Annotated in this window: 20 protein-coding genes; 5 read left to right on the top strand and 15 right to left on the bottom strand. The window is 58.0% G+C overall.

All coding sequences use genetic code 11. The annotated features are described in order from the left end of the window. Window positions 1-3: 3 nt before the first annotated feature. The 4 genes from ACHZBF_RS02450 to ACHZBF_RS02435 form a co-directional block, all read right to left on the bottom strand. A complete protein-coding gene (locus ACHZBF_RS02450) occupies window positions 4-1,362 on the bottom strand; it encodes a TolC family protein (protein ID WP_321527583.1) in 1,359 nt (452 codons plus the stop codon). 182 nt (window positions 1,363-1,544) lie between these two features. Next, entirely contained in the window at window positions 1,545-1,811 is a 267-nt protein-coding gene (locus ACHZBF_RS02445; RefSeq protein WP_321527550.1) for a hypothetical protein, read from the bottom strand. A gap of 133 nt (window positions 1,812-1,944) precedes the next feature. Then, window positions 1,945-2,622, bottom strand: coding sequence for a response regulator (locus tag ACHZBF_RS02440; protein WP_321527549.1), 678 nt, complete (start codon window positions 2,620-2,622; stop codon window positions 1,945-1,947). Further along, complete coding sequence (locus tag ACHZBF_RS02435; RefSeq protein ID WP_321527548.1) at window positions 2,619-4,076, bottom strand: ATP-binding protein; 1,458 nt, start codon at window positions 4,074-4,076, stop codon at window positions 2,619-2,621. The genes ACHZBF_RS02440 and ACHZBF_RS02435 overlap by 4 nt, the downstream gene beginning before the upstream one ends. Window positions 4,077-4,322: 246 nt before the next feature. Here ACHZBF_RS02435 and ACHZBF_RS02430 point away from each other — a divergent pair, with 246 nt between their 5' ends. Continuing rightward, entirely contained in the window at window positions 4,323-4,805 is a 483-nt protein-coding gene (locus ACHZBF_RS02430) for a hypothetical protein (protein WP_321527547.1), read from the top strand. Between the two features lie 338 nt (window positions 4,806-5,143). Here the strand turns inward: ACHZBF_RS02430 and ACHZBF_RS02425 are convergent, their stop codons facing one another. From ACHZBF_RS02425 to ACHZBF_RS02375, 11 genes are all read right to left on the bottom strand, one after another. Continuing rightward, window positions 5,144-5,494, bottom strand: coding sequence for a nitroreductase family protein (locus tag ACHZBF_RS02425; protein WP_321527546.1), 351 nt, complete (start codon window positions 5,492-5,494; stop codon window positions 5,144-5,146). A gap of 113 nt (window positions 5,495-5,607) precedes the next feature. Then, window positions 5,608-6,660 (bottom strand): zinc-dependent alcohol dehydrogenase family protein, encoded by a 1,053-nt coding sequence (locus ACHZBF_RS02420; RefSeq protein ID WP_335342939.1) that lies wholly within the window; start codon window positions 6,658-6,660, stop codon window positions 5,608-5,610. 575 nt (window positions 6,661-7,235) lie between these two features. After that, entirely contained in the window at window positions 7,236-7,871 is a 636-nt protein-coding gene (locus tag ACHZBF_RS02415; RefSeq protein ID WP_321527545.1) for a DUF6515 family protein, read from the bottom strand. A gap of 13 nt (window positions 7,872-7,884) precedes the next feature. Continuing rightward, complete coding sequence (locus tag ACHZBF_RS02410; RefSeq protein WP_321527544.1) at window positions 7,885-8,103, bottom strand: hypothetical protein; 219 nt, start codon at window positions 8,101-8,103, stop codon at window positions 7,885-7,887. Between the two features lie 487 nt (window positions 8,104-8,590). Continuing rightward, window positions 8,591-10,345 (bottom strand): FAD-binding protein, encoded by a 1,755-nt coding sequence (locus ACHZBF_RS02405; protein ID WP_321527543.1) that lies wholly within the window; start codon window positions 10,343-10,345, stop codon window positions 8,591-8,593. Window positions 10,346-10,349: 4 nt separating this feature from the next. Further along, window positions 10,350-10,565 carry a 4Fe-4S dicluster domain-containing protein gene (locus ACHZBF_RS02400; protein ID WP_321527542.1) on the bottom strand — a complete coding sequence of 72 codons (216 nt, stop codon included), beginning with the start codon at window positions 10,563-10,565 and terminating at the stop codon, window positions 10,350-10,352. Between the two features lie 23 nt (window positions 10,566-10,588). Further along, the gene (locus tag ACHZBF_RS02395) at window positions 10,589-11,971 is read right to left on the bottom strand and encodes a ferredoxin reductase family protein (protein WP_321527541.1); all 1,383 of its coding nucleotides are present in this window, start codon (window positions 11,969-11,971) and stop codon (window positions 10,589-10,591) included. 339 nt (window positions 11,972-12,310) lie between these two features. After that, a complete protein-coding gene (locus ACHZBF_RS02390) occupies window positions 12,311-12,448 on the bottom strand; it encodes a hypothetical protein (RefSeq protein WP_321527540.1) in 138 nt (45 codons plus the stop codon). Window positions 12,449-12,505: 57 nt separating this feature from the next. Continuing rightward, window positions 12,506-12,688: a hypothetical protein gene (locus ACHZBF_RS02385; RefSeq protein ID WP_321527539.1), complete on the bottom strand. Its 183-nt coding sequence runs from the start codon at window positions 12,686-12,688 to the stop codon at window positions 12,506-12,508. A gap of 37 nt (window positions 12,689-12,725) precedes the next feature. Continuing rightward, on the bottom strand, window positions 12,726-12,977 hold the full coding sequence (locus tag ACHZBF_RS02380; protein WP_321527538.1) for a TOBE domain-containing protein: 252 nt from the start codon (window positions 12,975-12,977) through the stop codon (window positions 12,726-12,728). After that, complete coding sequence (locus ACHZBF_RS02375) at window positions 12,931-13,164, bottom strand: TOBE domain-containing protein (RefSeq protein ID WP_321527537.1); 234 nt, start codon at window positions 13,162-13,164, stop codon at window positions 12,931-12,933. The genes ACHZBF_RS02380 and ACHZBF_RS02375 overlap by 47 nt, the downstream gene beginning before the upstream one ends. Window positions 13,165-13,344: 180 nt before the next feature. Between ACHZBF_RS02375 and ACHZBF_RS02370 the strand changes: the two genes are divergently transcribed. The 4 genes from ACHZBF_RS02370 to ACHZBF_RS02355 all read left to right on the top strand — a co-directional run bounded on the left by ACHZBF_RS02370 (window position 13,345) and on the right by ACHZBF_RS02355 (window position 15,923). Further along, window positions 13,345-13,503, top strand: a complete 159-nt coding sequence (locus ACHZBF_RS02370; RefSeq protein WP_321527536.1) for a hypothetical protein — start codon at window positions 13,345-13,347, stop codon at window positions 13,501-13,503. Further along, window positions 13,500-13,829 (top strand): TOBE domain-containing protein, encoded by a 330-nt coding sequence (locus ACHZBF_RS02365; RefSeq protein ID WP_321527535.1) that lies wholly within the window; start codon window positions 13,500-13,502, stop codon window positions 13,827-13,829. Before ACHZBF_RS02370 ends, ACHZBF_RS02365 begins: the two co-directional genes overlap by 4 nt. Window positions 13,830-14,148: 319 nt before the next feature. Next, window positions 14,149-14,640 (top strand): MarR family winged helix-turn-helix transcriptional regulator, encoded by a 492-nt coding sequence (locus tag ACHZBF_RS02360; protein ID WP_394707540.1) that lies wholly within the window; start codon window positions 14,149-14,151, stop codon window positions 14,638-14,640. A gap of 56 nt (window positions 14,641-14,696) precedes the next feature. Then, entirely contained in the window at window positions 14,697-15,923 is a 1,227-nt protein-coding gene (locus ACHZBF_RS02355; RefSeq protein ID WP_321527533.1) for an efflux RND transporter periplasmic adaptor subunit, read from the top strand. The last annotated feature ends 1 nt before the right edge of the window (window position 15,924 follow it).

Genomic DNA, 15,924 nt, shown 5'->3' with positions numbered 1-15,924 from the left:
ATCTCAGTCATTGGACGATGTGACCGCGGCGGTCTGCTCAAGCGTGTCAGCCAACCAGCCACCAGCCAGGGCACGGTGCAGTGCGATGCGGTAGCTGATCAAGGAACGCCGGGCGGTGAGTTGGTCGCGCTGCAGGCTTTGGTGGGTACGCAGGGCATCGAGGACATCGAGGTAATTCACAGTCCCCTTGGTGTAGTTGTAACGGGTGCGTTCCACCACTTCCGCGGTGAGGGCGAGCTGGCGATCGAGGCTCTGCAGCCGCAGACGTTGCTGCTGTTCGCGTACCAGGGCATCTTCAACCTCGCCGAGGGCGTCGATCACCACGCTGCTGTAATCATACAGCGCGGCACGTGCGGCGGCCCGGGTACGATCCACTTCTGCGACCCGTTGTCCACCATCGAACAGCGGGCCGAGCAGGTCCATGGACAGCAGCCTGATCCAGTCGCTGAACAGGCCACTCAGGCTGCCGGCTGACGAGGTCAATGTAGCGCCCAGGCTGACACTGGGAAACCGGTCGGCCACGGCCACGGCCACATCGGCCTCGGCCGCGCGCAAGGTATGAAACGCCTCGCGCACATCCGGCCGCTGTTTTACCAACTCTGCCGGCAGCCCGGTCGCCGGTAGCGGCGGCAACTCTATCAGCTCACCAGCCGGGAATAAGGTACCGGGTGTGGTCGGTGACTGCCCCAGCAACGCCTTCAGCTGATGTTCGAGTACGGCCCGCTCGGAGCGCGCCGTGGCGAGCAGCGCTTCGGCCGATTCGATCAGCTGGCGTTGCTGCAACACATCGGTGGCCTGCACCTTGCCGCGATCAAAACGAAGCTCGACCAACTCCAGCATCTGGCGATTGGTCTGCTGCTGTTCACTCAGCAGTTCGATCTGGCCTGCCTGCTCGATCAGCTGGTACCAGGTGTCTGCCACCTCGGCGGTCAGTGTCACCGCGGCCGTATCCAGAGCCCCACGACTCGCCAGCCAGGACTGGCGCGCCGAGTCGGCCTGGGCTTGCAGTCCACCCCAGAGATCGAGCTCATAGCTGGCCGCCAGGGTACCGACATGACTGCTCGTACCGTCCGTGTCCGCGCTGGAGAGGCCCGCATTGAGCTGGGGATAGAGCACAGCACCACTCTTTCGGGCCAGCGCAGCGGCCTGGGCCAGGCGCGCCTGGGTCGCCAGCAGGTCCGGGTTGGCATCCAGTGCCTTCTGTTCCAGGGCCTGGAGGTGGGTATCGGGGAGCGCCTCCCACCAACGGGATTGCAGGGGAACCGTACCGGATTGGGAAAACTGCCCGGCAGGCTCCGCGACCGCCGCCGGCTCGCTGAACAGCGTGGCACAGCCAGCCAGGGGCAGCACGGCGATTACCATCAAGCCCCAAATCCGGCTCAGGGAGGCAGTACGGCGGTTATGTCTGTTGCATCTCATTGCTGAACGTTTCTACTCTTCCGCGACCATGGAAAATCTTGCTTGGATGAGTATGCGGGCCGATTGCGCAATAAATAAGCAAAAAACGGGGAAATCTGTCTGTGTCCTACCGCAGATCCAGTCGGTTAACTTCCTGTTAAGTGTGGGGCCCGCAGTATGTAGTGATGATAAAGCGCTGCCAGCACGTGCCCGGCGGTCAGCAACCAGGCCACCCATTGGCCGAACAGCTGCTTGTGGATGAAGTCCATGGGCACCTCGAACACCTCGAGTGTAATTCCCAGTCCATCACTGATGGGGCTGGAAAACAGTCGGGTCTGTTCAAGTTTGGGGATTTCGAACAGGAAGAAGAAGTCGGTGTCGCCACCGGTTCCGGGATGGCCGGCCAGGGGCACGGGATATCCTTTGCCTGGCCACAAACGGCGACAGAGCCTGCAGTGAGGTCATCCTGATTTGATACAGGCCTATTGTGCAATACCAATGAGCAACAAGTTTGCACCAATCGGGGATGCGATGAGACAGCTGGTATCAGCTGGTGGGATCGTATTTGTAACCCACACCATAGACGGAATGAATGACATCCCGGTCGGGTATCAGCGAGGCAAGTTTTCGACGCAGCTTCTTTATATGGCTGTCGATGGTGCGTTCACTCACAATGCGTCGGTCTGTATAGATGCGGTCCATGAGCTGGTCGCGCGAATAGATACGGCCGACGGACTGGCTCAGCGTCTGCAGGAGATGAAATTCAACGGCAGTAAGTTCCAGTGATCTGTCGCCGGCAACCACACGTAACTCTTCTTCGTACAATTCCAGCGGCGGCTTGTATGCAGGCTCCCCCTGCTGAACTACCCGACGCAGAACAGCACGCACACGGGCCACGACTTCGCGTGGACTATAGGGCTTGCAGATGTAGTCATCTGCACCCAGTTCCAGACCCAACAGGCGATCGATCTCCTCCACCCGGGCTGTCACCATGAGAATGGGTATGTTGCTGAATGCACGCACATCACGACAGATGTCCAGTCCGTCAGCACCCGGCAACATCAAATCGAGCAGTATCAGATCCGGCTTGTGCTGACGGACCCAGGGCGTGGCCTCCAGACCGTCATAAATGCAGTGAACCGAATAGCCGGCCTGTTCCAGGTAACTGGCAAGCAGTCGCGCCAGTTTCTCTTCGTCTTCCACGACCAGAATTGTCTCGTTCATATCTGTTCCTCCGGGATGAGAGGCAGTTCAAGCGTCATACAGAGTCCGCCCAGGGTCGACGAAGTGGCTGTCAGTGAACCGGAATGGGCTTCCGTGATATTTTTGCAGATGGCAAGCCCCAGACCTGTGCCGCCAGTCTTGCGATTACGCGACGAGTCGGTCCTATAGAGTCGATCGAACAGCTTCGGCAACTCCGACTCGGAAACCCCCGGCGGAGAGTCTTCCAGGTGCAGGCAAACCGTATCCCCCTTTCGGGACAAAGTCATTCTGACGTGACCTTGGGCGTCGGTATAGCGCAGGGTATTCTGCAGCAGGTTGGAAAGCAGCTGGTCGAGACGATCGGGGTCGGCGTATACAATCGCCCGGGGCTCATCCTCCAGACCTTCCGTATCGACACAGATCGATTTTTCCGAGAATGCCGAAACGACTCCCTCCAGGGCGTCCCGCGCCGCGGCGCCCAGATCCACGGCCACCTTGTGGTAGTCGAGGGCCCCGATATCGGACATCGACAGTTCATAGAGGTCGTTAACTATCCGCGAGAGCAGCAGTGCCTCCTGGTGCAGGGAGTTCAAGGCGTTGTCGTCCAGCGTATAGACGCCATCGCGAATGGCGTCGATCTCACCCAGGAGAATCGCCAGCGGGGTGCGCAGTTCGTGAGAAATATCCGCTACCCATCGACGGCGTAGCGACTCGTTCCGGTTCAGCGTGATAGCGAGTTCGTTGAAGTCCCGGGCCAACTGACCCAATTCGTCGTTGGTCTGGTGCTGGATACGAGGCGTGTAGTCACCGGAAGCGAGTCGCCGCGTAGCCAGCGTGAGATCCTTGATCGGACCGACAAGATGGGAGGCCAGAGGCATGGCGACACCGGCCGAAATCAACAACATGACCAGTGCAATGACCAGATAGGCCTGGTTCTGCTGTTTGGAGAACTGCAGGTCACGAGCAGCGGAAAATGCCGCATCATCCTGTTGCACACCGAGATAGCCCACTATATCGCCGCTGTCATTTTTGATCGGGTGAAGATCCAGCTCCGACAGCGGTTCATTCCCGCGCCCGTAGATCATCTGACGCTTCGCATCCAGCAGCCGGATACGCCACTCCAGTGGTTGAGGCAATCCTGCGGGCGGTGCCTGCAATTGCCTGGGTGGCCACCCCATCTCGCGCAGACGTTGAGCACGACGCTCCAGTCGTTCTCCGGTCAGGGGCAGGCCAACGGCCGAGGTGACCAGTTGCAGCCAGCGCTCGGGAGAGGTGGCCAGTCGCTCCCAGCCACCATCCGTGGCATAAATGTGGCTCAATTCATTGACCAGGCCCTCGGTGAGCTGACTCTCCCGTTCGTAGACATAGCGTATAAAGCCTCGGTCGAAAGACCACTGCACGAAAAAGTACATGCCGCTGACCAGGACCAGAGCAATCAACAGTTGGCTGATAAAAAGTTTGCGCGTAATCCCCATTTCAGATGTCGGTCGCCCGATTCGCAGTGTGACGGATACGCGCAGTATGCATGTAAATGGGCAAAAAAAAAGGATGGGCACCGGACCCGAAGGTGCATTTTGGCGCTGGGGGAGCAGTTCCATCCGCATCCGCCCGCTGAGGAATCAACAAATTTTGAGGAAAAATTCATTATTCGTGCACATTGTTTGCTTGTTCGCGCCCCATACTGCGGCCGAATCCAGCGAATTTTGGGAGCTACAGAGACCATGAGCATTGAAATCCCAGGCACCACAACAGCGGGCTATTACGCCATGCAGTCCACTTCGAAAAGTGCCACCCTGACACAGGACCAGCTGCAACTGGTAGAGGAGACGCTCTCCAACTACGATCCAAACCAGTTGACCCAATCAGATGCCTCGAACATCGTTGCCGCATTCAGCGATGCAGGGATAACAGCAGGACACGAACTGGCTGAAACCATGGCCAGCTTCGGATTCGATGCCAGGACGATCGGCGAGATGGCCGGTATCGGCCAGACTCAAGGCGACAGACCACCTCCGCCACCAAGCGGCGGTAATGTCCTGACCCTGGACATCAGCGACGATACGCTGCAACAACTCAACCAGTTGCTTACGGACTACTACGATTCAGATCTGACGAGTGACGAAAAGAGCAGTACGCTTGACGCGATCAAGGATATTTTTCAACAGACCATGCCTGAAGGGGGGCTGGTGGATATTCACGCCTGATAGCGCAGCCTGTTTTCCCCCGAGTACAGTCGCCCCGACCGTCGAGCACGTATCAAGCGTGCCGGTTGGAGCGGCGCGGGAATCCCAACATTGGCGAACGCTTGTGGGAATCGTGGTATGCCACTGACTTTACCCGCATCTTAAAGCAGGCATTAGGAAATATAAAATCCCGTTGTGTACCTGCATAATCTCAGGCATGCCTGAATTCGCGCTGTCCAGGGCAAGGCAGCATCCTGCCAAGTGCCCCACACAGGTAGCGATTTTCCAGATCACTGTTCGCGTAGCCCGATGCGGTTGCGCAAAACACTCGACGCGAAGACGGGTTGAACTTAATGTTTTCAGCAGCAGAGACACCACCTGTCTGAACAACAGGCCTGGAGCTCGTTGTCGGGCTCTTGACAGATGGAGCCAAGGCCCTTGCCGCGCAATCCACACGCTTCCGCGTCCAGATACAAAACCTGTGTGATCATCCCCGCTTCCCAATGCAGGCGGCGATACGCCCAGGCACCGGCCTGATCCAGCACCGGGCCGATCGCGCCTATCATCCCGACACTGTAAGCCCCGCGACCCGCGATACCTTGATAACAACTGAGCTGCGCAGCGAGCCTGGTGCAGTCTGTTGGCGCGGACAGCCGGTAGAGCGGCAGCTCGGTATCGGGCTCCTGTGTCCATACCAGCCCCTTTGCCATGCATCCCATGCTCACCCTGTCGGCAGTGGGGCAGCGACTCGACCGCGGCATGACGGAAATAGTGAGGATCTAAGGGGGAGAGAAGAGAGGGAATGCCTCCCTTCCCCCAAGGTTCAAGCGTCGATAATCACCTTCAGGGCCTGTTCGCGCGCCGCATTACCGAACACTTCGTATGCCTTGAGCATCTCATTGAATTTGAAACGGTGGGTGATCAGCTGTGCCGGCTCCAGGGTACCGGCCTGCACGGTTTTCAACAGCATGGGCGTGGTATTGGTGTTGACCAGGCCGGTAGTCAGCGTAAGGTTCTTGATCCAGAGATCCTGAATCTGCAGATCAACACTGGTGCCATGTACGCCCACGTTGGCAATGTGTCCACCGGGTCTCACGATACGCTGGCAGATCTCGAAGGTCTGCGGAACACCCACTGCCTCTATCGCCACATCAACGCCATCCTTGGTCAGTGCCAAAATCGCATCAATGGTATCGGCGCGACTGCTGTTGATCAGGTCGGTGGCGCCGAACCTCTGCGCCATCGCCAGCCTGGCATCGTCGAGATCGACCATGATGACCCGGCCCGGCGAGAAGAACTGTGCAGTCAGCAGAGCTGCCATGCCAATCGGCCCGGCGCCCACGATCGCTACCGTATCGCCAGGCTGGACCGAGCCGTAGAGCACACCGATCTCGAAGCCGGTGGGCAGGATGTCGCTCAGCATCACCAGCGCCTCTTCATCGGCGCCGTCCGGAATCAGGTAAAGGCTGTTGTCAGCATGGGGAATGCGTACATATTCGGATTGGGTGCCGTCGATCAGGTGTCCCAGGATCCAGCCGCCATCTTCGCAGTGCGAGTACATCTGCCGCTTGCAGTATTCGCATTTACCGCAGGAGGTGATGCAGGAGATCAGCACCCGGTCACCGGGTTTGAAGTTGCTCACCGCAGCGCCCACCGCTTCCACGACTCCCACGCCTTCATGACCGAGAATCCGCCCCTCGGTGACGGCGGGGACATCGCCTTTTAGGATGTGTAGATCGGTACCACAGATGGTGGTTTTGGTAATGCGGACCACGGCGTCGGTCGATTGCAGAACCGTCGGTTTGGGCACGCTGTCCAGCGATTTACTGCCGGGGCCTCGGTAGACAAGTGCTTGCATGGTGTCAGAGGTTGTCATAGTCAGTGTCCTTTTGCTGATGTGCCTGTTCTGGCTTCAAAGCCTAACAGAGGTTTACTGTTTCCGTTGTCGCTCCGGGTCAGTATCAGACGAATTTCCAGCGCCGCCAGGCTAACATGACCCTGTTATCCATCTTTCCCGCCATTTCTGAATACTCTAAATCCCTGCTCTCCGACTGGATAACAGGCGAGGTCGACCCGCATTTATCGGCCTGGCCGCCTTCCCTTGCCAGGAGGACCGCCTTCCGGTGCACAGGCCAACTGCTCCTCATCACCCTGTAGTGCCGTGCAGATACCACTGATTTCATCATTGCGCGGGCCAGTGAAACTGCACGCATCACCTGCTGAAAGGTCTGCGCATGCCTCGATCGCCTCGGATGGAGGCCCTTGGGGTCTGTCACGCTCTCGCGGCCCTGCTGCGCAGGATGCCAAGACTGATACCAGGGACGCGACAAACAGTGTCGTGGACCATCTGTACCTGTTCCGATTGACTGACATCTTCAACTCCTATTCTGGTTTACTCTCGTTATGCACCGAGACGCCCTGACCAACAGCCAGGTGCCCGGCACAAGGCGCTCAGCGCACGCTATAGCCGCGCGCCTCCATGCAGGCAGTCATGGCCCGCAGGTAGTCGCTGCGCCGCTCGGCGCGCTTCTCCCCACTTACCCCGCCACCATTGCGGGTCGGATCATATCCGGCCTGGTCGCTCGCCCACTCGTGGCATTCGAAACGGTCGTTGGCCTGCTGCGCCGCGCTTTGCGCCTCGCGCGGGTAAACGAACAACTCGTCCGATGCCGGGTCGATCACCACCGGCACCTCGACCGGACGCTCCACCACCCGGTAGCCGTCGTGCTCATGCACGTAGTAGACGCCGCCATAGCGGTAATGGGGCACACCACCGATGGTCAGCACCACCGCTCCCCTCGGCAGGAGAGGCACCATCAGCCCGGCCGGCGGTGCCACCACCATGAATCGACTGCCAAAAGGCCGATACCAGATACCGTCGTGAAAGTGGTAGGGATGACCGCGATAATTGATCACCCGGTTCCCCCGCGGCATGCGATCGACCACGGCCCCGCGGGACGGATAGCGAAAGGCATCGGCCCCGGGGCCACCCGGATCTCGCCCCGGGGCGGCCTGGACCGGTAATGCCAGCAGGCTGCTCAGCAGCACGGCAGTTACCATGGCGACGTGTTGAATTGTCTGTTTCATACTCACCTCCAGTTCAGCGCACGCTATAGCCGCGTGCATCCAGACAAGCTGACAGGGCGCGCCGGTAGGCCGCGACGCGGCGACTCTCCGCCTCGACGACACTGGCATCGTAGCGAGCCTGGGCCGCATCGGCACGGGCCTGGTGCTCCGCGTCCACGCTGGCGCCGGCCAGCGCACCCACTACCGCACCGACAGCTGCTCCGGCGCCACCGTGACGCGGCCCCGATACCAACGCGCCGACGGCAGCCCCGGTCACCGTGCCCGTGACTGTCGCGGCGCCAGCGGGCGGGTCGGGTACCACCCGAGTCCCCGCCTCCATGGTTTCGCTCTCTGCTGCCGGGTCATAACCGCTCTGGCGTACCGCCCACAGATAACACTCATACCGATCCTGGCGGATCTGGCGCTCGCTCTGGCCCCGCTATGGATAGGCAACCACTTCTGCGGTGTCGGCCGCTAGCGGCAAGCTCGGCGCGCCGGCGCGTGGCGCGGCGCAACCGGCCAGTAATACGACCCCGACCCAAACCGGCACCATGGACACGGCAGACAGGGCCGTGAACCATCCGTATCTGTTCCGATTGACTGACATCTTGAACTCCTGCTTTTTTTACCCTCTACGCAGACAGTGTGCCGGTCCAATAAGGAGTGACTGTGGAGGAATCATGGAAAACTCCCCCTGTTACTGACTATGGCCGGAACTCCATCTGCACGCTGCACGGCATCTAGGCAGGCCAACGACCGAACGGCTGCTTTTCCAGTTGCATGTTGCCTTCTGCGTCTTTGCAGATATTGATCCAGGCCTGCCAGTTCTCGTCATCGATCTCCGGGTAGTCGAGCCGGTAATGACTGCAGCGGCTCTCTTTGCGCATGAGCGATGCCTTCAACTTCATCTCGGCTGTCATGATCATATTTCGGGTTTCATGGGCTAGGCGCAACTGATGGCGGTCTTCCGCCAGCAGCATGGGGACATGGTGATCTCTCAACTCCTCCACGTACGCCAGTGCACCGTTCATCATGCGTTCTTTCTTGATGTACAGCACGAAGTTCGGAATCATGACTGCCTGCAGAACCTGGGTCACCCAGGCCGGACTGTAGCCTTTCTCTCTTTTCAGCGGCGCCAGGATCTCTTCCCTGATCTGATTTCGCTTCGCCACCGCGATGGGTACAGGCGTAACCCCGGCGCTCGCGTGGGCCGCCGCTTCCCCCGCAATGGCGCCCTGCACCGCGGAGCCCGCCAGCGAACTGCCGATCTGGGTATAGATACCGCCGGACATATGGGAACCCAGTGCATCACCCGCGGCGTAGAGCCCCGGCACCGTGCTGAGTCCGGTATCATCGACAGGCACCAATCCCTCGGATTTGTGGATAGCCATACCCGCTGACGATCCACCGACCGACTCGCCCCCCATTCCCGGTGGCCCGTCGTGCTTGTTTGATCTGAACAGGGCAAACAGTCCCTGTTCCTGTTGTGGCGGTGGTGGCGGCCCTCCGGTTCTGCGAAACGCTGCAGGCACATAGGGTCCACCCGAGGTTTGAACGGAACCGTTTTCAGGCTTTTCACCGGGTTTAGGTGGCCCCATCGATACCGGACCACCCTGCATATAGGCCTGATAGTTGAGATCAACACCAAGATCGTGATGAACCTCGACCGTGGTGGTGCTAGGCTTCTCTTCTATCTGGCCGTGCCAGTTGTCGTAACTGGAGCCCGAGTTTTGCGCAGAAGCCGGGTGCCCGTCGTTCCACTCCTTCCCGGTGATTTTTGCGCCGATGTCATAGGCCATGATGGAGCCGTCGTGGGTCAGGTCACACACCGGGAAACCGCTCGGCTTGAAACCGCCTGAGCCGGTGCAGAGCACCACGGTTTTTGCCGAGAAATGAATGATTTTGTTTTCATCCAGGCTGAATCCCGAAGCGCCCACGACACGCCCCCTCTCTTTCACCAGGTGCGTAATCATCACCCTTTCCACCAGGGGAATCCCGCGGTCCTCGATGGGTCTCCTGAAGCTGTTGGCATACAGCGCTGAATCAAAAAATCCCCACGCCTTCAACTCCTGAACGCGGTCATAAGAGTGTTCCGCAAGCTGGCGGGTAAAAACCGGGTTGTTGGTACCGATGGCCGATTCCGATACCTGGGTAACAAAGTCATCGATGCTCATCGGGGCATTTGACTTGTCGTAACTGAAAATACCCTTGGCAAAAGGCGTCAGGCCCGAACTGCCCAGGCGACCCTTGACAACCATGGTGACTTTGGCGCCGGCATCATGGGCCTTGACGGCCGCGAACAGGGCTGCCATGCCGCCGCCGATGACCAGTACATCGGTTTCCAGCAGTTCCTGTTTGAACTCCTTCGCCTCTATTTTCGGCCTGTTTGGCACAGGTTCTGCGCCAAATGCCATGGAGGCAAACGTCGCCGCACCCAGCACACCGGAGGTCACGCTCATGAACTGGCGTCGCGACATATCACTTTTTGAACTCATACCATTACCTCCAGGAAACCATGACCGGAATACTCTTTTCCGGTGTTATGGTGATCGCATCAACTGGACAATAGAGCCGGCACAGATGGCAGATCTGGCAGTCTTCCGGATAAGTAATCACGGCTTTGTTCCTTTCCTTGTCAAACTGGATCACATCGGTCGGGCAGGTAGAAATACAGGTTTTACACCCGATACAACCGTTTATTTGATGAATGGGCATAGCCTTACCTCGTCAACCTGTGGTTAGAAAGAGAGCTGTTCATAGTGAACGTTCGCGGCGGGAATACCCAGCGACCCGAGGCTTGCCTGAACTGATTCAATCATGGCTTGCGGGCCACAAAGATAGACGGCCCAGTGGCTGGCAAGCTCGGGGTCGATGGTCTCCGCGATATACTCCTTGGTGATCACACCACGGCGAACCTCTGGATCGTTCGTCGGGTTCACGCACACCGGTATCTGCGCAAAATCCGGCATGGTTTTCTCCAGTGATTTGATCTCGTCCTGCATCACCATCTGTTCATGAGAGTTATTGCCATAGAGCAGACGAATCGGGCGGGGATCATTATTCACTGCCAGTTCTCTTAGCAGGCTCAACATGGGTCCAATACCGGCACCCCCGGCTATCAGCGTGACGCCTTTGGCAGTTTCGCCGTCGCGCAGGCTCATGCTGCCATAGGGTCCGTCGACATAAACCTGCTGGCCGATGGTCAAGGTATCGAGTTGTGAGGTGTAATCGCCCGCCTCACGAATAATCAGGGAGATTTCAGGCAAGTTTTTTTTGCACGATGCAATGGAAAAGGGATGTTCATGCATGCTGTAGACAGAGCCGCTGGTATTGATCCAGATGAACTGGCCCGCTTCAAAACTGAATTCCTGTGACGAATCATTCCGGAGTGTAAGCAGCCAGTCTCTGCTGCTGATTCTGGCAAGGCCGGTTAGTTTGAATGGTTTCTGTTTCAGATCTGCTTTTTTAATAAGCTGGTTGTAAACCACGAGCCCGATGGCCATGGCGCATAAGCTCCACCAGAGTATGTTGAACTGTTCATCAAACTGGCCATGACGGCCGACACTGGTGATATGCAGGGTGGCCAGTACACAGATAACGACAAAACCGAGCAGATGGCTCAGGCGCCATGTTTCGTAGCTGATTTTTATTTTGTCTCTGAAAACAGCTGTCAGAACCCACAGGATCATGACCAGCCAGGCAATAATACCGGTGAGCAGTTGAGGTGAGGTCACGGCTTCAACCACACTGGTCATGCCATCATCAAACGAAACCAGAAAGCGTGGTGCGAGTATCAACAACGGATGAAGTAAAAAGAAAATGCCCAGCCACTTTCCAACTTTTTTATGTCTCGACATGCTCCAGTCGATATTTGAAAACAGGGGCAGATGTTTAAGACGTCCCACCAGTGGAAACTGAATAAAAAACGCCATCATGGCAACCGTATTCAGGAAACCCAGCAGCGCCTGGTAGAGCCCCTGGTAATCGATATCCAATGAACGGCTGGCAAGATAAGGAATTAATAACATAGCCAAATAAACCACTGCCATGCTGCTTTTTTTAATATCGAACCGCTGGCGTAGCGGCCTGGCCAGACGTATTGCTAAAGAGTGTTCAGTCATGCCCCATTCTGCCCGTATAGTAAAACACTAAGAATTTGCTGCAGGTTTCGTTGCCGCCGTTAATGCCAACGGCACGGCTTCCTCCTGCTTGACTGGGGACCACTCTATTAAAATAAAGCGCAGAAAATGTGCAGATAAAATGAATATGTTACGGTTTCGGCATTAACAGTGGGAATATCTGGAACTCTTCACAACGCTTGAGCACGGCTTCAGCGTTATCGCTGCAATCTGACGACATCCGGCGCGCAGTTGCGTCCGACACCGAGTACTTCCACCCGTTTATCAGGCCGCAGCAGGAAACCGGTTCTGACCTGCTGCCACCCGGTGGGCGACCGGGCATCAGCCCAGGACGCCGGCACTTATCCCTCCCCCATCAAATTCGCCCAGGGCATCAAGCAGCGCACCCCACAGGTACTCCGCCGAAGCACTGTCGCTAAAGATGGAAAACAGCTCCAGTCCATTAACTTGATCATTCACAATCACGCTGTTCACCCGGGCCAAGGAGGTCTGCGCAATCGCACCCGGCTCAAACGCCTACGGTCGCAGATCGACCCCACAGAGCTTTGCCACCACCTCGGCGCGGTGGTCTCCGGTGAGCGCAAACCAGCTACGACTGTCTTCGCAATAGCCGGGGTAGCAGCGCTCACCCGCGATCTTCGGCAATGGCTTGTCGGTCCGCCGCGGGTTGCCCAGCAGCCAGTACTCGATCTGACTCAAGCGCAGCACCCAGCGGCCCGAAGAACCGAAGGAGAGCTTAGGCTGGTACGCCAAGCATCACCTGGCTCGCTTTGAACAAGGCGATGACCTCCACCCCGTCGGCAAGACCCAGCTCGGTGGCCGCCTCGGCGGTCACCACCGCACCGACCACCGCACCGACCACCGCCCCATCGGGCATCGTGATCGAGACCTGAGTGTTGATCGCTCCGGGGACCAGTTTGAAGATTTTACCGGTGAGTTCGTTACGAGCAGTGAAACGGTATTCCGGGGTACCGGTAGCAAGGAACACTGAGGGCCTTGACCAGGGCCACCACCTCCTTGCCGGGGGCGAGGTTGAGGCTGCGGACACTCTGGTCGGTAACCATGGCCACCACCCGGTCACCACCCTGGGTGGTTAACTCCACTTCCGCGCTGATCGGGCCCTCCTTGAGGTTGGTGATAGTACCTTTAAACTGATTGCGCGCGCTGATTTTCATGGTCGTTCTCCTGTGTAGAGGATGATGGGTGTGCCTTCGGTGGGACACGAGGTTCGACTCCCGCACCAGGAGTCTTCGACGCGGTAATTGTTGGTCATCTCGCTATATATTGAACACCATAACGAGCTGCAATACGGGCTCCCCGCGCCCCACCCCGAATGAGTCATCAAGGAGTAACCGATGTCCACTTTCTCCGCCAACCAAGGCGGGCTCTCCCCGGATACTGCGGTAGGCAACTTTCTCGGCGAGACCCGCATCCATCTGCTGGAGGCGATCGACAAATACGGCTCGATCGTGCGGGCCGCAAGGGCGGTCCCCCTCTCCTACATGGTGTCATGAAATGCGGTGGACATCATGAACAGCCTCTCACCCCAACCACTGGTGGTGCACACTACCGGCGGCGGCCGCAGCGGCGGTACCGAACTGCCCCCTACTGCCGCCTGCTGCTTGCCGCCGGGACGGAGGGCGTCACTGACTTCCGACGCATGCTGGCGCGCCTGACCACCCGCTCCAGTGCACGCAACCAGTTCGCCGGACCGGTGGAGTCGCTACGTTACGATGCGGTGAACTGCGAGGTACGCATCCGCCTGGAGGATAGGCTGCAGGTCACCGCGCTGATCACCACAGAGGTCTGCCAAGCACCTCGACCTCCGGGTGGGCCCTGAGGTTCACGCCTTCGTCAAGTCCTCCTCGGTGCTCCTGCTGTCCGGAGCACCGGGGAGCCGGCTGTTGCCCCCCAACGGATTCCAAGGAGTGGTAATGCGCATCCATCGGGGGCCGGTCAACACCGAAGTTGGGTGTTGTCAGAATCCAGCATCATCCGACCCTCTTTTCTTGCCTTGTTGCACAGGCGTAAAGGGTTGGTTGGTCAGAGACCTGATGCAAACTGCAAACAGGCTTGAATTGTTCTTTGCGAGTTGCACAGGCCAACTGATATTAGTATACTAACTATTAGCATATTAACTTTGGTTGCGATATTATCCGATGTCTTTCAAGAAAAGGTACAATTTTCATTTGCATATCCACTTCGCACATCTTCTCGAAGAGCGTTTGCGTAACCGGCTGGCGCCGCTCGGGATTCATCCTCGACAGGCCCGTATTCTCGGTGTTCTCGGAATGATGGGGCAGGCATCCCAGGCGCAATTGGCTCGCGAATTTGGATTGACTGCCGCCAGCATGAGTACCATGACATCCCGCTTGTTGGCAGCGGGTCTAATCGAGAGGCATGTCGACCCACAGGAGCATCGCAGTAATGTGCTCAAACTCACTCGACACGGAACCAACCTGCTGGAGCAAATTCACCGGGAGTGGCAAGCAATCGACCGTGAGACCACCGAAGTACTCGGTGAGGAGAACGCCGCACTCTATGCCGCTTTGTCCTTGCGACTAAGAAACGCATTCGGCGGTTCAACACCGGGCGAGGAGTGTCTGGATAAAGACGCTGTAGCATCACCCAGTCGCGGGGAGAACGCGTGAATAGAAAAACCATGTTTAAACCTGAATCATCATCCACGCACACAGGGAAAGACATTATGCGAAAGACCCCTGGCACCTCCCATGTGTGCCCACGCCCAGGCCGGGTATTAGTTAACAGGATCATGGTTGCAGCACTGGTGTTGACGCTTGCCGCCTGCAATCAGGAATCACCGCCGGCACCTGAAGAAGCACCACCCGTGGAGGTCGTAGCCTACACCGTCGAGAGCAGGCAAGTGCCTATTTCATCCGAGTTGACCGGACGCGTGGTCGCCGCTGTCACCGCCGAGATACGGCCCCAGGCGGGTGGTATTGTTCGCAAACGCCTGTTTACAGAGGGCAGTGAAGTTGAAGCCGGGCAAGTACTGTATGAGATCGATCCGACGTCTTCACAGACTGCCGTCAGAGATGCCGAAGCGACGCTTGCCAGCGCAAAGGTGGCCCTCGCCACTGCCAGGGCCAAAGCAGTGCGTTATCGCGAACTGGTCGCTATCGAGGCGGTAAGTCAGGAGAGCGCTGAAGAAGTCGAAGCTGCCTACAAACAGGCGATCGCGGCGGTTGACTCTTCCGAGGCCAATCTGGAGGCAGCCAGACTCTCCCTGTCTTACGCTAATGTCACCTCCCCCATCAATGGCCGCATCGGGCGCTCGAGTGTGAGCGAGGGTGCACTGGTCACTGCCAACCAGACTACCGCACTCGCCACCGTGCAGCAGCTCGATCCCGTCTATCTGGATGCAACGCAATCGGCCACTGAATTCCTGCGTATTCGCCGGCAATTTGAACAAGGTAAGGTCAAACTGGAAAATGGCCGTCCCGTCGTGCGACTGATCAAGGAAGACGGGAGTCTCTATGACCCGGTCGGAAAGCTGGAACTGGATGATGCCATCGTGGATGAGACAACCGGTACGGTGACCGTACGCGCGCAATTTCCCAACCCGAATAGCGAATTGATCCCGGGAATGTACGGGCGGATAAGACTCGAAGGTGCGGTTATGCAAAATGCACTGGTGGTGCCCCAGGTGGCCATCAGCCGCGACGTGAAAGGAAATGCGCTGGTCTATGTGATTGGTGAGAACAACAGGATAGAAGAACGAACATTAACCACAGGTCAGACACTGGGTGATCAGTGGATCGTGGAAAGCGGATTGAAAGCGGGCGAACGTATCGTCGTTGAAGGTTTGCAAAAGATCCGAGTCGGCTCCGTGGTGAGCGTCGCTGAAGAGACGGAGGAGACGCCCGCCACCCCTCCCAACTCTGAGGCCTCTACGCCATCGGCGTCGGAGTGAT

This window comes from Sedimenticola selenatireducens, from assembly GCF_963675335.2.
Taxonomy (GTDB): Bacteria; Pseudomonadota; Gammaproteobacteria; order Chromatiales; family Chromatiaceae; genus Sedimenticola; species Sedimenticola selenatireducens.
The sequence above is the reverse complement of the archived record's forward strand: the minus strand, read 5'-3'. Positions and strand labels throughout refer to the sequence as shown.

Excerpts from the sequence above, each read along its gene's own strand:
- ACHZBF_RS02450 (WP_321527583.1), bottom strand. The coding sequence starts at position 1,362 with ATGGTAATCGCCGTGCTGCCCCTGGCTGGCTGTGCCACGCTGTTCAGC.
- ACHZBF_RS02440 (WP_321527549.1), bottom strand. The coding sequence starts at position 2,622 with ATGAACGAGACAATTCTGGTCGTGGAAGACGAAGAGAAACTGGCGCGA.
- ACHZBF_RS02435 (WP_321527548.1), bottom strand. The coding sequence starts at position 4,076 with ATGGGGATTACGCGCAAACTTTTTATCAGCCAACTGTTGATTGCTCTG.
- ACHZBF_RS02430 (WP_321527547.1), top strand. The coding sequence starts at position 4,323 with ATGAGCATTGAAATCCCAGGCACCACAACAGCGGGCTATTACGCCATG.
- ACHZBF_RS02425 (WP_321527546.1), bottom strand. The coding sequence starts at position 5,494 with ATGGCAAAGGGGCTGGTATGGACACAGGAGCCCGATACCGAGCTGCCG.
- ACHZBF_RS02420 (WP_335342939.1), bottom strand. The coding sequence starts at position 6,660 with ATGACAACCTCTGACACCATGCAAGCACTTGTCTACCGAGGCCCCGGC.
- ACHZBF_RS02415 (WP_321527545.1), bottom strand. The coding sequence starts at position 7,871 with ATGAAACAGACAATTCAACACGTCGCCATGGTAACTGCCGTGCTGCTG.
- ACHZBF_RS02405 (WP_321527543.1), bottom strand. The coding sequence starts at position 10,345 with ATGAGTTCAAAAAGTGATATGTCGCGACGCCAGTTCATGAGCGTGACC.
- ACHZBF_RS02400 (WP_321527542.1), bottom strand. The coding sequence starts at position 10,565 with ATGCCCATTCATCAAATAAACGGTTGTATCGGGTGTAAAACCTGTATT.
- ACHZBF_RS02395 (WP_321527541.1), bottom strand. The coding sequence starts at position 11,971 with ATGACTGAACACTCTTTAGCAATACGTCTGGCCAGGCCGCTACGCCAG.
- ACHZBF_RS02375 (WP_321527537.1), bottom strand. The coding sequence starts at position 13,164 with ATGAAAATCAGCGCGCGCAATCAGTTTAAAGGTACTATCACCAACCTC.
- ACHZBF_RS02370 (WP_321527536.1), top strand. The coding sequence starts at position 13,345 with ATGTCCACTTTCTCCGCCAACCAAGGCGGGCTCTCCCCGGATACTGCG.
- ACHZBF_RS02365 (WP_321527535.1), top strand. The coding sequence starts at position 13,500 with ATGAAATGCGGTGGACATCATGAACAGCCTCTCACCCCAACCACTGGT.
- ACHZBF_RS02360 (WP_394707540.1), top strand. The coding sequence starts at position 14,149 with ATGTCTTTCAAGAAAAGGTACAATTTTCATTTGCATATCCACTTCGCA.
- ACHZBF_RS02355 (WP_321527533.1), top strand. The coding sequence starts at position 14,697 with ATGCGAAAGACCCCTGGCACCTCCCATGTGTGCCCACGCCCAGGCCGG.